The 14,112-nt window shown below is 70.4% G+C and carries 12 protein-coding genes and 1 tRNA gene; 8 read left to right on the top strand and 5 right to left on the bottom strand.

What is annotated here, in order from left to right; genetic code table 11:
* The first annotated feature begins 62 nt into the window (after positions 1-62).
* Positions 63-1,202 (top strand): acyl-CoA dehydrogenase family protein, encoded by a 1,140-nt coding sequence (locus tag ACZ53N_RS22905; RefSeq protein ID WP_469142671.1) that lies wholly within the window; start codon positions 63-65, stop codon positions 1,200-1,202.
* 161 nt (positions 1,203-1,363) lie between these two features.
* Here the strand turns inward: ACZ53N_RS22905 and ACZ53N_RS22900 are convergent, their stop codons facing one another.
* The 4 genes from ACZ53N_RS22900 to ACZ53N_RS22885 form a co-directional block, all read right to left on the bottom strand.
* Entirely contained in the window at positions 1,364-1,711 is a 348-nt protein-coding gene (locus tag ACZ53N_RS22900; RefSeq protein ID WP_469142670.1) for a rhodanese-like domain-containing protein, read from the bottom strand.
* Positions 1,712-1,721: 10 nt separating this feature from the next.
* On the bottom strand, positions 1,722-2,534 hold the full coding sequence (locus ACZ53N_RS22895) for a hypothetical protein (protein WP_469142669.1): 813 nt from the start codon (positions 2,532-2,534) through the stop codon (positions 1,722-1,724).
* 92 nt (positions 2,535-2,626) lie between these two features.
* Positions 2,627-4,063 carry a DUF2252 domain-containing protein gene (locus ACZ53N_RS22890; RefSeq protein WP_469142668.1) on the bottom strand — a complete coding sequence of 479 codons (1,437 nt, stop codon included), beginning with the start codon at positions 4,061-4,063 and terminating at the stop codon, positions 2,627-2,629.
* A 126-nt stretch (positions 4,064-4,189) separates the two neighbouring features.
* Positions 4,190-4,549, bottom strand: a complete 360-nt coding sequence (locus tag ACZ53N_RS22885) for a winged helix-turn-helix transcriptional regulator (RefSeq protein WP_469142667.1) — start codon at positions 4,547-4,549, stop codon at positions 4,190-4,192.
* Positions 4,550-4,682: 133 nt separating this feature from the next.
* Here ACZ53N_RS22885 and ACZ53N_RS22880 point away from each other — a divergent pair, with 133 nt between their 5' ends.
* Complete coding sequence (locus tag ACZ53N_RS22880) at positions 4,683-5,330, top strand: FMN-dependent NADH-azoreductase (RefSeq protein WP_469142666.1); 648 nt, start codon at positions 4,683-4,685, stop codon at positions 5,328-5,330.
* A 208-nt stretch (positions 5,331-5,538) separates the two neighbouring features.
* Here ACZ53N_RS22880 and ACZ53N_RS22875 read toward each other — a convergent pair.
* Positions 5,539-5,622, bottom strand: a tRNA-Leu gene (locus ACZ53N_RS22875).
* A gap of 349 nt (positions 5,623-5,971) precedes the next feature.
* On the opposite strand from ACZ53N_RS22875, the gene ACZ53N_RS22870 reads away from it, so the two are divergent.
* From ACZ53N_RS22870 to pknB, 6 genes are all read left to right on the top strand, one after another.
* The gene (locus tag ACZ53N_RS22870) at positions 5,972-6,820 is read left to right on the top strand and encodes an FhaA domain-containing protein (RefSeq protein ID WP_469142665.1); all 849 of its coding nucleotides are present in this window, start codon (positions 5,972-5,974) and stop codon (positions 6,818-6,820) included.
* A gap of 10 nt (positions 6,821-6,830) precedes the next feature.
* Entirely contained in the window at positions 6,831-7,361 is a 531-nt protein-coding gene (locus ACZ53N_RS22865) for an FHA domain-containing protein FhaB/FipA (RefSeq protein ID WP_130878628.1), read from the top strand.
* Between the two features lie 36 nt (positions 7,362-7,397).
* Positions 7,398-8,981 (top strand): protein phosphatase 2C domain-containing protein, encoded by a 1,584-nt coding sequence (locus ACZ53N_RS22860; RefSeq protein WP_469142692.1) that lies wholly within the window; start codon positions 7,398-7,400, stop codon positions 8,979-8,981.
* Between the two features lie 50 nt (positions 8,982-9,031).
* On the top strand, positions 9,032-10,432 hold the full coding sequence (locus ACZ53N_RS22855) for an FtsW/RodA/SpoVE family cell cycle protein (RefSeq protein ID WP_130878626.1): 1,401 nt from the start codon (positions 9,032-9,034) through the stop codon (positions 10,430-10,432).
* Complete coding sequence (locus ACZ53N_RS22850) at positions 10,429-11,883, top strand: peptidoglycan D,D-transpeptidase FtsI family protein (protein ID WP_469142664.1); 1,455 nt, start codon at positions 10,429-10,431, stop codon at positions 11,881-11,883. Before ACZ53N_RS22855 ends, ACZ53N_RS22850 begins: the two co-directional genes overlap by 4 nt.
* A gap of 162 nt (positions 11,884-12,045) precedes the next feature.
* Positions 12,046-14,070, top strand: coding sequence for a Stk1 family PASTA domain-containing Ser/Thr kinase (gene pknB / locus ACZ53N_RS22845; protein WP_469142663.1), 2,025 nt, complete (start codon positions 12,046-12,048; stop codon positions 14,068-14,070).
* Positions 14,071-14,112: the final 42 nt, after the last annotated feature.

Genomic DNA, 14,112 nt, shown 5'->3' with positions numbered 1-14,112 from the left:
GCGCATCCAGGCGCATCGCCAAGCGCGTCTTCAGGTGTCAGCGGCGTGTGGGAGGACCGGCAGTGGACTTCACCTTCACCGAGGAACAGCAGGCCGCTGTCGAAGCGGCCCGGGCGGTGTTCGCCGACGTCACCCCCGACAGCGTGCCCAGCCCGGCGCTCACCCGGGGCGCCGTGGCCGAGGACTTCGACCGCGCGCTGTGGCGCAGGCTCGCCGACGCCGATCTGCTGAGCCTGACCGTCGCCCCCGAGCACGGCGGCGCGGGGCTCGGGCCGATCGCCCTGTGCCTGGTGCTGCGCGAGTCCGCGCGGGTGCTGGCCCGGGTGCCGTTGCTGGAGACGGGTGGGGCGGCGCTCGCCCTCGGCAGGTACGGCGGAGCCGCGGCGGACCGGTTGCTGCCGCTGATCGGCCGCGGCGAGGCCGTCGTCACTGTGGCCACCAACGGCCGCTCCGGCCACGATCGGGCCGAACTGGCCGTCACCGCACGGCCGGAGAGCGCCCCCGAACACCATTGGGCCCTCGACGGCGTGCAGACGGCCGTGCCCTGGGCACCGGGCGCCGACCGGATCCTGATCCCCGCCCACACCGGCGAGGGCCACACCGTCCTCGCGCTCGTCCCCCGGGACCGGCCCGGTGTGACGCTCGCCGATCAGGTCTCCACCAACGGCGAGCGGTACGCGGAGGTGCGTCTCAACGGTGTGCGGGTCGAGGACGACGAGGTCATCACGGCCGAGGGCGCGTGGGAGTGGCTGCGCGGGCTGCTCACCGCCGGCACCTGTGCCCTCGCGCTCGGCCTCGGGGAGGCGGTGGCCCGCATGACGAGTGAGTACGCGGGGAAGCGGGTGCAGTTCGGCCACCCCATCGCCACGTTCCAGGCGGTCGCCGTCCAGGCCGCCGACCGCTATATCGATCTGCGCGCGATGGAGGCCACCCTGTGGCAGGCGGCCTGGCGCATCGAGTCGGGGGCGGACGCGGCACTCCCGGCCGCGGCGGACATCGCCGTCGCGAAGGTCTGGGCCTCGGAGGGGGTCCGCCGCGTCGTGCAGACCGCGCAGCATCTGCACGGGGGCCTGGGCGCGGACACCGACTACCCCCTGCACCGCTACCATGCCTGGGCCAAGCAGCTGGAGCTCTCCCTGGGCCCCGCCGCCGCTCATGAAGAGGCGCTGGGCGACCTGTTGGCCGCCCACCCCCTCGGGTGAGGACGGCCACCCACCGGCACCGCAGTCGGCCGCCATGAACCGGCCCGAAGCGCGCTCCGACCGGATACGCGCTCCAACCGGATACGCGCTCCAACCGAATAGGCGCTCCGACCGGATACGCGCTCCGACCGGACGCGCGTCCCGCCCCGACCCTCGACCGGCTAGATGACCGTGCCGGGAGCGCCGTTTCCGTCCACGACCGGGCGGCCGGCAGCCTCCCAGACCTGCATGCCGCCGTCGACGTTCACCGCGTCCAGACCCTGCTGGACGAGATAGGTGGTGACCTGCGCGGAGCGCCCGCCGGAGCGGCAGATGACGTTGATCCGGCCGCCGTCGGGGGCCTTCTCCGTCAGCTCGCCGAACCGGGCGACGAAGTCGCTCATCGGGATGTGCAGCGCGCCTTCCGCGTGCCCGGCCGCCCACTCGTCGTGCTCGCGGACGTCCAGCAGGAAATCGTCGGACGAGAGCGCGTCGACACCGACCGTGGGTACCCCAGAACCGAAATGCATGTCCCCGACGCTACCCGACCAGCGTGGCCAGGTATGCCTCCCGCTCGGCGACCTGGGCGAGCAGCTGTTCGGCGATCTCCTCCAGCAGCCCGTCCGGGTCGTCCGGCGCCATCTTGATCATCGCGCCGATCGCGGAGGACTCCAGTTCACCGGCCACCGCCGACAGCAGCTCCTTGCGCCGGGCCAGCCACTCCAGCCGTGCGTACAGCTCCTCGCTCGGGCTCGGCAGCGGCTCCTCGGGCACCGGCCCGGCGGCCCACTCCGCCGCCAGCTCGGTCAGCAGCGCGGTGTTGCCATCGGCGTACGCGGCGTTGACCCGCACGATGAACTCCTCGCGCCGCTGCCGGTCCGTCTCGTCCCGCGCCAGGTCGGGGTGCGCCTTGCGGACCAGCTCGCGGAAGGCGCGCCGCGCCTCGTCGCTCGGGCGCACCCGCTTCGGGGGCTGCACGGGCTTCTCCGTGAGCATCGCCGATGCCTCGGGGGAGAGCCCCTCGGAGTCCAGCCAGCCGCCGAAGAGCTCCTCCACACCGGGCATCGGCTGCACCAGCGCGCGCGCCTCCCGGGCCCGCCGCAGGTCCTCGGCGTCGCCGGTCCGGGCCGCGACGGCCTCCGCGATCCGGGCGTCCAGCTCGTCGAGCCGCGCGTACATCGGGCCGAGCCGCTGGTGGTGCAGCCGGGAGAAGTTCTCCACCTCCACCCGGAAGGTCTCCACCGCGATCTCGAATTCGATCAGCGCCTGCTCGGCCGTCCGCACGGCCTGTTCCAGGCGCCGCGTGTCCGGCTGCTCGGGGTTCTGACTCTGCTCGGCTTCCGGATTCGTCACCCGCCCAGCCTACGAGTTCCCGCCCGCCCCGCGGGCCCCCACGTACCCCGAGCCCCCATCCCCGCCCCGTCCATGCCTCCGATCCCGGCCGGCTACACCCCCGTGTCCGCCGCCACCCGGCCGCCCCGCACCGCCGCCACCAGCTCCGCGTGGTCGGCCTCCGTGCGGTCCGCGTACGCCACCGCGAACCGCGCGACCGCGTCGTCCAGCTCGTCCCCCTTGCCGCAGTACCCGGCGATCAGCCGCGGATCGGCGCTGTGCGCGTGCGCCCGCGCGAGCAGCGCGCCCGTCATCCGCCCGTAGTCGTCCAGTTCGGCGGGGGCCAGCGCCGCGGGGTCGACGCTCCCCTTGCGGTTGCGGAACTGCCGCACCTGGTACGGCCGCCCGTCGACCGTCGCCCAGCCGAGCAGCACGTCACTGACGACCTGCATCCGCCTCTGCCCCAGGACCACGCGCTGCCCCTCGTGGCGGGTCTCCGGCACCGCGAAGCCCGCCTTCGCCGCGTGGGGCAGCAGCGCCGAGGGGCGGGCCTCCTTCACCTGGAGCACCAGCGGCTCGCCCCGGTGGTCGAGCAGCAGCACCACATACGAGCGCAGCCCCACGCTCCCCGTGCCCACCACCCGGAACGCCACGTCCTGCACCTCGTAGCGCGCGAGCAGCGGGACCATGTCCTCCGGGAGCGTCCCGAGATACGCGCCGAGGGCCAGCGCGACCGACGCCGCCTCGTCGTGCGGCACCCGCCGCAGCACCGGAGGGGCGTCCACGAAGCGCAGACCGCCGTCCTCGGTCCGCTCGGTCGCCTTCGCCGCGAACCGCGCGCTCGTGTTCCGCCGGGCCTTCTCCGCCACCCGCTCCAGCGTGCCCAGCAGGTCCTTGGCGTCCGCGTGCGAGACGAGCCGTTCGTCGGCGATCGCGTTCCATGCCTCTATCGCCGGCATCCTGGCCAGTAGCCGCATCGTGCGGCGGTAGGCGCCCACCGCGTCCCGGGCCGCCTCCTGGCAGGTGTCCTCGTCCGCACCCGCCTCCCGGCCCGCCAGCACCAGCGAGGCGGCGAGCCGCTTCACGTCCCACTCCCAGGGCGCGTGAAGGGTCTCGTCGAAGTCGTTCATGTCGATGACGAGACCGCCGCGGGCGTCGCCGTAGAGACCGAAGTTCGCGGCGTGCGCGTCGCCGCAGATCTGCGCGCCCACTCCCGTCACGGCGGTGCCCACCAGGTCGTAACCCATGAGTCCGGCCGAGCCGCGCAGGAAGGCGAAGGGGGAGGCCGCCATCCGGCCGACGCGGATCGGCGTCAGCTCGGGCAGCCGTCCCGCGTTGGCCGCCTCGACCGTCTCCACCGCGCCGGGCCGCCCCGCACCGGCTTCCCACTCCGCGTGCGCGGAGCGCGGCACCCGCGCCCGCAGGGCCTTCCCGACGGCCTTGGGCGAAGGTCCGGAGGCGGACCCCTCACCGGCTCCCGAACCTCCCGAGCCCCCCGCCCCACCCGTCGCCGATCCCGCGAAACCCGGCACGTGCGGCAGTCGCGTCATCGCGCGCCACCTCCCCCTCCACCCATGCGGCAAAGCGTCAACTGCCCTGACCGTAGCGCGCGGTACCGACGGCGGTCGGCACCCCGGCGTTTGCCCACAGGACACCCATCGGCGGTGTGCGGGAGGTCAGCCGAACTCACGCGGGCACTGCGCACTGTCCCCGAGATAGCGCTGCGCCCACCGCCCCAGCTCCTTGAGCGCGGGCTCCATCGCCTGCCCCGCCTCGGTCAGCCGGTAGGAGACACGAAGCGGAGGTCCAGATTCCACTTCCCGTACGAGCAGACCCGCCGCGGCCAGCTCTGTGAGGCGGTCGGAGAGCATCCGTTCACTGATCCCCGGAATGGCCCGTCGCAGGTCGGCGAAGTGCGCCCGCCCCGGCAGCAGGGTGGCCACGATCAACCCCGTCCAGCGCTTGCCGAACAGCTCGAAGACGCGCGTCATGCCCTCGTCCGCCTTCTTGCACGCCTGCTCGCTGTGGTCCGCCATGGATCCAGGATACTGCGTTCCTCTTAGGTGCTGCGGAAAAGTAAGTAGCTGTGGTAATACTAGTTGCATACGGAGCTACACCTCCGTTCGCCGTAAGCCACCGCGGCGACACAGCCCGTTGTTTGGAGACCTCATGGCCACGCTGCTGCACATCGACTCGTCCGCCCTCCCCCAGGGCTCCGCCTCCCGTGACGTCACCGCCGTCTTCCGCAAGGCCTGGGAGGAGCAGCACCCCGAGGGCACGGTCGTCTACCGCGACCTCGCCGCGAACCCGCTGCCGCACATAACCGCCGCCGCGCTCAGCGTGGGCTCCGTCGACCCGGCCGAGTTCACCGCCGAGCAGCGCGCCGCCTACGACCTGCGCGTCGAGCTGGCGGAGGAGCTGGAGCGGGCGGACGCGGTGCTGATCGGCACCCCGATGTACAACTTCACGATCCCCTCCAGCCTCAAGGCGTGGCTGGACCAGGTGATCATCATGGGTCGCACGGCCGGCGAGAAGCCCTCCGCCGCCGGTACCCCGGTCACCGTCGTCGCCAGCCGTGGCGGCTCGTACGCGCCGGGCACGCCGCGTGAGTCCTTCGAGTTCGTAACGAACTACCTGGAGAAGGTGCTGACCGGCATGCTCGGTCTGGAGGTCGACTTCATCGTCCCCGAGCTGACCCTGGCCGCCACCGTGCCCGCCATGGCCGAGCTGGTCGGCAAGTCCGAGGCCTCCCGGGCCAAGGCCAACGAGGAAGCCGCCGCCAAGGCCAAGGCCCTGGTCGCCCGCCTCGCCGGCTGACCGCGCACCCGCGGCGCACTTCGCGTGATCTTCGGGCCCGGACGCCTCGCGCCGGGCCCGATGTCGTACCCGTGTCGCATCCGCGGCGCATCCGTCGTGGTGCCGCATGTCACGTCGCCGGACCGTGCTTCAGAACACGCTTCCGGACAACGAGAAACGGGCCCCTCCCGGTGATTCTCATCACCGGGAGAGACCCGTTCCCGCTCTGTGCGCGAGGGGGGAGTTGAACCCCCACGCCCTTTCGGGCACTGGAACCTGAATCCAGCGCGTCTGCCTATTCCGCCACCCGCGCATGGGTGCTGTCTGGGACTCTCACACTTTCTTCGGACTGTCCGCCCGGGTCTTGTGCGTTCGCCTTTCGACATGCAGAACATTAGCACGCTGTGGAGGGTGCCTTCACACCACTTCCCTGCCGCCCGGTCCGTCGGTCCGGCGGGGACCGCACCGGTTGCGGGACACTGACTCACGGCCGCCTCTACGATCCCTAGTGGAGCGCGCGGTGGGCTGCGGTGAAGGCGACACTCGTCACTCCTGGCGCCGAAGGGGAACCAGCCGTTTTCCCGACGCGTGGATACGATCAGTAAGCAGTATCAGGAACGACACTGAGCATCAGGAACGTCACTGAGGGAAGGAGGTGCCCCGTGGGAGTACTGAAGCGCTTCGAGCAGCGACTCGAGGGTCTCGTGAACGGCACCTTCGCCAAGGTGTTCAAGTCCGAGGTGCAGCCTGTCGAGATCGCGGGCGCACTCCAGCGCGAGTGCGACAACAACGCCACCATCTGGAACCGCGACCGGACCGTTGTCCCGAACGACTTCATCGTCGAGCTGAGCGCCCCGGACTTCGAGCGGCTCAGCCCGTACTCCGGGCAGCTCGGGGACGAGCTCTCCGGCATGGTCCGCGACTACGCCAAGCAGCAGCGGTACACCTTCATGGGGACCATCAAGGTCCATCTGGAGAAGGCCGACGACCTCGACACCGGGCTGTACCGGGTGCGCAGCCGCACCCTCGCCTCCAGCGAATCGCAGGACCAGCAGGGACAGCAGCCCGCCGCACCCCGCGGCGCGGCCGGTGGCCAGGTCACGCACGGCGCGGGCTATCCGGCGCAGCCGGCCGGTCCGCCGCCGATGCCCGCGTCCCCGCCGCCCGGCGCTCCCGGCCGCCCCGCACCCCGTGCGGGCGGCCCCGGGCCGGGCGCCGTCCCCGGCACCCAGACCCGCCGTTGGATCGAGATCAACGGCACACGTCACCAGATTTCCCGACCCACCCTCGTACTGGGCCGCAGCACCGAAGCGGACGTACGGATCGACGACCCCGGCGTATCCCGCCGGCACTGCGAAATCCGGGTCGGAACCCCCGCGACCATCCAGGACCTGGGTTCGACAAACGGCATCGTGGTGGACGGGCAGCACACCACGCGCGCTACGCTCCGCGACGGCTCACGCGTCGTCGTGGGCAGCACCACCATCGTTTATCGGCAAGCCGAAGGGTGAAGCGGGGGCAATGTCAGAGCTGACCCTCACGGTCATGCGGTTGGGTTTCCTCGCCGTACTGTGGCTGTTCGTCATCGTGGCCGTCCAGGTCATTCGCAGCGACCTGTTCGGCACGCGTGTCACGCAGCGCGGCTCACGCCGCGGTGGCCAGGACCGCCAGCCGCAGCGTGCGCAGCAGACCGCGCCGCCGCAGCAGCGACAGCAGCAACAGTCCGGCGGCCGACGTGCGGAGCGCGGCCGACGCGGCGCCCCCACCAAGCTGGTGGTCTCCGAGGGCACCCTCACCGGGACCACGGTCGCCCTCCAGGGCCAGACCATCTCCCTGGGCCGCGCCCATGACTCGACGATCGTGCTGGACGACGACTACGCCTCCAGCCGGCATGCCAGGATCTACCCCGACCGCGACGGCCAGTGGATCGTCGAGGACCTGGGGTCCACCAACGGCACCTATCTCGACCGGACCCGGCTGACCACCCCGACCCCGATCCCGCTCGGCGCGCCGATCCGCATCGGCAAGACCGTCATCGAGCTGCGGAAGTAGTAGGACCATGACGACCGGAGGGTGGGCACCGTGCGGATGTACCCGGAGCCGTCGGGCGAGGTGCGCATGAGTCTGTCACTGCGCTTCGCCGCCGGATCTCACAAGGGGATGATCCGGGAGGGCAACGAGGACTCCGGTTACGCCGGCCCCCGGCTGCTCGCCATCGCCGACGGCATGGGCGGCCAGGCCGCGGGCGAGGTCGCCAGCTCCGAGGTGATCTCCACCCTCGTGTCGCTGGACGACGACGTCCCCGGCTCGGACATCCTGACCTCCCTCGGCACCGCCGTGCAGCGCGCGAACGACCAGCTGCGCGCCATGGTCGAGGAGGACCCGCAGCTCGAGGGCATGGGCACCACCCTGACCGCGCTGCTGTGGACCGGTCAGCGGCTCGGCCTCGTGCACGTCGGCGACTCGCGCGCGTACCTGCTGCGCGACGGCGTGCTCACCCAGATCACGCAGGACCACACCTGGGTGCAGCGGCTCGTCGACGAGGGCCGGATCACCGAGGAAGAGGCCACCACCCACCCGCAGCGCTCCCTGCTGATGCGCGCGCTGGGCAGCGGTGACCACGTGGAGCCCGATCTGTCGATCCGTGAGGTCCGGGCGGGCGACCGCTACCTGATCTGCTCCGACGGGCTCTCCGGCGTCGTCAGCCACCAGACGATGGAGGAGACGCTCGCCAGCTACCAGGGCCCGCACGAGACCATCCAGGACCTGATCCAGCTCGCCCTGCGCGGCGGCGGCCCCGACAACATCACCTGCATCGTCGCGGACGTGCTGGAGATCGACGGTGGCGACACCCTCACGGCGCAGCTCAACGACACCCCGGTGATCGTGGGCGCGGTCGCCGAGAACCAGCTCCAGCTGGGTGACGACGGCGCCATGCAGACCCCGGCCGGCCGTGCCGCGGAGCTGGGCCGCGCCAACCGGCCCGTGCCGCCGCAGGGCCCCGGGGCGGCCGCGGGCGGCTTCGGCCCTCCCGGCAGCGGTGAGCCGGCCATAGGCGGCACGCCGGACGGTGCCTTCGGCTCGTTCTCCGACGAGGACTTCGTCAAGCCGCCCCGCGGTGGCAAGTGGCTCAAGCGGTCGCTCATCATCGCCGTGGTGCTCGGCATCGTCGGCGGCGGTCTCTACGCCGGCTACGAGTGGACCCAGACGCAGTACTACGTGGGCGCCAAGGACAACGACCACGTGGCCGTCTACCAGGGCATCAACCAGGATCTGGCGTGGGTGGGCCTCAGCAAGGTCTACGAGGACCACCGCGAGATCGAACTCAAGTACCTCCCCGTGGACCAGCGCACCCGTGTCGAGGACACGATCGCGGTCGGCAGCCTCGACCAGGCCCGGCAGAAGGTCAAGGATCTCGGCACGCTCGCCGGCGCCTGCAAGAAGGCGGACGAGCGGCGCAAGGCCGAGCAGCAGCAGCGGGAGACCGAGAAGCAGAACGGCGACAAGACGGGCAACGCGCCCGGTGCCGCCCAGGACGACCCGAAGGACCCCAAGGCCCCGAAGCCGGGGGAGCGGACGAACGTCCAGGCCACCCCCGTCCCGTCCCCGGGTCCCACCCTCAGCGAGGAAGAGCAGAAGTTGGTCCCGCAGTGCAGCAGCGCTCAGCAGTAAAGCCGTAGGGGGCCATCAAAGCCATGCCATCAATGCCATCCATGCCATCCATGTCGTCGAGCACCACCAACACGACGACGATCAGCACCGCGGGCCCGCCGAGTCGGCGCAACACCGAGCTGGCGCTGCTCGCCTTCTCGGTGCTCATCCCGTGCTTCGCGTACGCCAACGTCGGTCTCGCCCTCGACGGCGAGATGCCCTCCGGCATGCTCGGCTACGGCCTCGGTCTCGGTCTGCTGGCCGGTGTCGGCCATGTGGTGGTGCGGAAGTTCGCCCGCTACGCCGATCCGCTGCTGCTGCCGCTGGCCACCCTCCTCAACGGGATCGGGCTGGTCATCATCTGGCGGCTCGACCAGGCGCCGCGGCTGATGGCGAAGAAGTTCTTCCACCCCAGCGCGCCCAACCAGCTGCTGTTCTCGGCCCTCGGCATCGCTCTCTTCGTGGCAGTCCTGATCTTCCTCAAGGACCACCGCATCCTGCAGCGCTACACCTACATCTCCATGGTCGTGGCGCTGATCCTGCTCGTCGCGCCGATGTTCTTCCCCGCGAAGTTCGGTGCGCGCATCTGGATCACGATCCCGGGTCTGGGCTCGCTGCAGCCGGGTGAGTTCGCGAAAATCATCTTGGCGATCTTCTTCGCCGGCTATCTCATGGTGAAACGTGACGCCCTGGCCCTGGCCAGTCGTCGCTTCATGGGGCTCTATCTGCCGCGCGGCCGGGACCTCGGTCCCATCCTGGTCGTCTGGGCGGTCAGCATCCTGATCCTCGTCTTCGAGACCGACCTCGGCACCTCGCTGCTGTTCTTCGGCATGTTCGTCGTGATGCTCTACGTCGCGACCGAGCGCACCAGCTGGATCGTCTTCGGTCTGCTGATGTCGGCCGGCGGCGCGGTCTTCGTGAACACCTTCGAGCCGCACGTCCAGCAGCGCGTCGACGCCTGGCTGCACCCGTTCGACGCGTTCAAGGACGGCTCCTCCGACCAGATCGCCCAGGCGCTGATGGCCTTCGGCTCCGGTGGCGTCTTCGGCACCGGCTGGGGCCAGGGCCACTCCGACCTCATCGGCTTCGCCGCCAACTCCGACTTCATCCTCGCCACCGTCGGCGAGGAGCTGGGTCTGGCGGGCGTCATGGCCATACTGCTGATCTACGGGCTGATCGTGGAGCGCGGTCTGCGCACCGCCCTCGCCGCTCGTGACCCGTTCGGCAAGCTGCTGGCCTGCGGTCTGTCCGCCGCCTTCGGCATCCAGGTCTTCGTCGTCGCCGGCGGCGTCATGGGCCTGATCCCGCTGACCGGTATGACCATGCCGTTCATGGCGCAGGGTGGTTCGTCCGTCCTCGCCAACTGGGCCCTCGTCGCCATCCTCGTCAAGATCAGCGACACCGCGCGCCGCCCGGCCCCGGCGCCCGCACCGTCCCCCGACGCCGAGATGACCCAGGTGGTCCGCCCGTGAACAAGCCCGTGCGCCGGATCGCGATCTTCTGTGGCCTTCTCGTGCTCGCCCTGATGATGCGCGACAACTGGATCCAGTTCGTCCAGGCCGAGGAGCTCAAGACCCACGAGAACAACCGCCGGGTCCTGATCGCCCGCTACAGCCAGCCGCGCGGCAACATCATCGTCGACGGCCAGACGGTCACCGGGTCCAAGGAGACCGACAACACCGACTTCAAGTACAAGCGCACGTACAAGAACGGCGAGATGTGGGCGCCGGTCACGGGCTACGCCTCGCAGGTCTACGGCGCGAACCAACTGGAGAAGCTCGACGACCCGGTGCTGACCGGCGACGACGACCGGCTGTTCTTCAACCGCACGGTCGACATGATCACCGGCAAGGGCAAGAAGGGCGGTGACGTGATCACCACCCTGAACGCCAAGGCCCAGGAGGCCGCCTTCAAGGGCCTGGGCGACAAGCGTGGTGCCGTCGCCGCGCTCGACCCGCGCACCGGCAAGATCCTCGCCCTCGCTTCCACGCCCTCGTACGACCCCTCGCGCATCGCGGGCAGCGACGACGAGAAGGCGTGGAAGGAGCTGACGAGCGACAAGAACCAGCCGATGCTGAACCGGGCGCTCAAGCAGACCTACCCGCCGGGCTCCACCTTCAAGGTCGTCACGGCCGCGGCCGCGCTGCAGAACGGTCTGTACAAGGACGTCGACTCCAAGACCGACTCGCCGCTGCCCTGGACGCTGCCGGACACCCGGGTGCAGCTCCAGAACGAGGGCAACATCCCCTGCAAGGAAGCCTCGCTGCGGGTCGCCCTCCAGTACTCCTGCAACACGGTCTTCGGCAAGGTCAGCGCCGACCTCGGCAACAAGAAGATGATGGACCAGGCGGAGAAGTTCGGCTTCAACAACCCGAAGCTCGACACGCCCGTCCGCGCCGCCGAAAGCGTCTACCCCAAGGACAACCGCCCGCAGAACGCCATGGCGGGCATCGGCCAGGCCTCCAACCGCGCCACGCCGCTGCAGATGGCCATGGTCGCCGCCGCGGTCGCCAACAACGGCAAGCTCATGGAGCCGTACATGGTCGACAAGCTGCGCGCCCCGAACCTCAATGTGATCGAGACGCACCAGCCGAAGCAGCTGAACCAGCCGCTCAGCTCCGAGAACGCGCAGAAGCTCCAGTCGATCATGGAGACCGTGGTCGAGAAGGGCACCGGAACCAACGCCCAGATCGACGGCGTCACCGTCGGCGGCAAGACCGGTACCGCCCAGCACGGCGTCGACAACAGCGGCAACCCGTACGCGTGGTTCATCTCCTACGCCAAGGGGAAGGACGGCTCGCCGGTCGCCGTGGCCGTCGTCATCGAGGGCTCCGAGACCACCCGTGACGACATCGCGGGCGGCAAGCTCGCCGCGCCGGTCGCCAAGGGCGTCATGGAGGCGGTACTCAAGACGGAGAAGTGACACCGCTCACCTCCGTAGCCGTCCGGCCTCCGTGACGGTACCGGTCGCATATCAGGTGACGGTGGCGCCCAAGAGGCGCACGGTGCTCCGGGTACGGTATGCCCGGACAGCACACCGCCGGACCCACGCCGGTGCGGTCAGGAAAACGGAAGGGCTGGAGCTATGGAAGAGCCGCGTCGCCTCGGCGGCCGGTACGAGCTGGGCTCGGTGCTCGGCCGTGGTGGCATGGCCGAGGTCTATCTCGCCCACGACACCCGGCTCGGCCGCACCGTCGCCGTGAAGACGCTCCGGGTGGACCTCGCCCGGGACCCGTCCTTCCAGGCCCGGTTCCGCCGTGAGGCACAGTCGGCCGCCTCGCTCAACCACCCGTCGATCGTCGCCGTCTACGACACCGGCGAGGACTACGTCGACGGGGTCTCGATCCCGTACATCGTCATGGAGTACGTGGACGGGTCCACACTGCGCGAGCTGCTGCACTCCGGCCGGAAGCTGCTGCCCGAGCGCTCGCTGGAGATGACCATCGGCGTCCTCCAGGCGCTCGAGTACTCCCACCGGGCCGGCATCGTCCACCGCGACATCAAGCCGGCGAACGTCATGCTGACGCGCACCGGCCAGGTCAAGGTCATGGACTTCGGCATCGCCCGGGCGATGGGCGACTCCGGCATGACCATGACGCAGACCGCGGCCGTCATCGGCACCGCCCAGTACCTCTCCCCCGAGCAGGCCAAGGGCGAGCAGGTCGACGCGCGGTCCGACCTGTACTCCACCGGCTGTCTGCTCTACGAACTGCTGACGGTCCGGCCCCCGTTCGTCGGCGACTCACCCGTGGCGGTCGCCTATCAGCACGTCCGGGAAGAGCCGAACCCGCCGAGCACCCACGACCCCGAGATCACGCCCGAGATGGACGCCATCGTCCTCAAGGCGCTGACCAAGGACCCTGACTACCGCTACCAGTCGGCCGACGAGATGCGCGCCGACATCGAGGCGGCCCTCGACGGCCAGCCCGTGGCGGCCACCGCCTCGCACGCCGCGGGTGGCTACGGCGCCCCCGGCGGCTACGGCGACGACCAGCCGACCACGATGCTGCGCCCGCAGGACCCGGCCGGGCAGACCTCCATGCTGCCGCCCGTGCGCGACGACGACGGCGGTTACGGCTACGACGACCGCGACGGTCGTCGCGGCGGTGCCAAGAAGAGCAACCTGTCGACGATCCTGTTGGTCGTCGCGGGCATCCTGGTGCTCGTCGGAGCGATCTTCATCGGCAAGTCGCTCTTCGGCGGCGGTGGCAACAACGACCAGGTGACCGTGCCGACGCTGACCGGCGAGACGCTGGCCTCCGCCCAGAAGATGGGCGAGAACGGCGACTTCAAGGTCACCCAGGACGGCGAAACGTTCTGCGACCAGCCCAAGGGCAAGGTCTGCGACCAGAACCCCAAGGCCAACGCCAAGGTGGACCGCGGCTCCGAGGTCAAGGTCGTGCTGTCCAAGGGCGCGGAGAAGGTCTCCGTGCCGGATGTCCGCGGATCCAAGTTCGAAGAGGCCGAGGCGGAGCTCAAGGCCAAGGGCTTCACGGTCCGGCAGAAGCAGGTGGAGTCCGACCGGACCGCCGGCATCGTGATCGACCAGGACCCCAAGGGCAGCACGAAGGCCGAGAAGGGCACCGAGATCACCCTCTCGGTCGCCTCGACCCCCGCGTCCAAGACCGTCCCGTCCGTCGTCGGCCAGCCCTTCGACGCCGCGAAGAAGCAGCTCACCGACCTCGGCTTCAAGGTCGCGAAGGACGAGGAGGAGTCGGACCAGCCGCCCGGCAACGTCGTCCGGCAGAGCCCCGACGGCAACACCACCGCGCAGCCGAACTCCACGGTCACCCTCTTCGTCGCCAAGGCGGGTCAGAAGATCAGCGTGCCCGGTGTGGTCGGACAGAAGCTCAAGGACGTCAAGAAGACGCTGACGGACGCGGGTCTGAAGGTCGGCAACATCACCGGCCCGCAGGACGACAACGCCATGGTGATGATCTCCGACCCGGTGGGCGGCACACAGGTCCCGAAGGACACCCCCGTCAACCTCACCACCATCGGCGGCGGCCCCGGTGACACCGGCACGCCGGGCACCACCGGCACTCCGGGCAGCACCGGTGGTGACAACGGAGGCGGCCTCTTCGGCGGCCCCTTCGGCCGGCGGCACTGACGGTTTCCGTCTCACGCGAGAGGCCCGGCACCCTTTGGGGGT

Source organism: Streptomyces sp. NPDC033229, assembly GCF_055576875.1.
The sequence above is the reverse complement of the archived record's forward strand: the minus strand, read 5'-3'. Positions and strand labels throughout refer to the sequence as shown.

Coding starts and splice junctions, on each gene's coding strand:
- ACZ53N_RS22900 (WP_469142670.1), bottom strand. CDS start 1,711: ATGCATTTCGGTTCTGGGGTACCCACGGTCGGTGTCGACGCGCTCTCG.
- ACZ53N_RS22890 (WP_469142668.1), bottom strand. CDS start 4,063: ATGACGCGACTGCCGCACGTGCCGGGTTTCGCGGGATCGGCGACGGGT.
- ACZ53N_RS22885 (WP_469142667.1), bottom strand. CDS start 4,549: ATGGCGGACCACAGCGAGCAGGCGTGCAAGAAGGCGGACGAGGGCATG.
- ACZ53N_RS22880 (WP_469142666.1), top strand. CDS start 4,683: ATGGCCACGCTGCTGCACATCGACTCGTCCGCCCTCCCCCAGGGCTCC.
- ACZ53N_RS22865 (WP_130878628.1), top strand. CDS start 6,831: ATGTCAGAGCTGACCCTCACGGTCATGCGGTTGGGTTTCCTCGCCGTA.
- ACZ53N_RS22860 (WP_469142692.1), top strand. CDS start 7,398: ATGTACCCGGAGCCGTCGGGCGAGGTGCGCATGAGTCTGTCACTGCGC.
- ACZ53N_RS22855 (WP_130878626.1), top strand. CDS start 9,032: ATGTCGTCGAGCACCACCAACACGACGACGATCAGCACCGCGGGCCCG.
- pknB (WP_469142663.1), top strand. CDS start 12,046: ATGGAAGAGCCGCGTCGCCTCGGCGGCCGGTACGAGCTGGGCTCGGTG.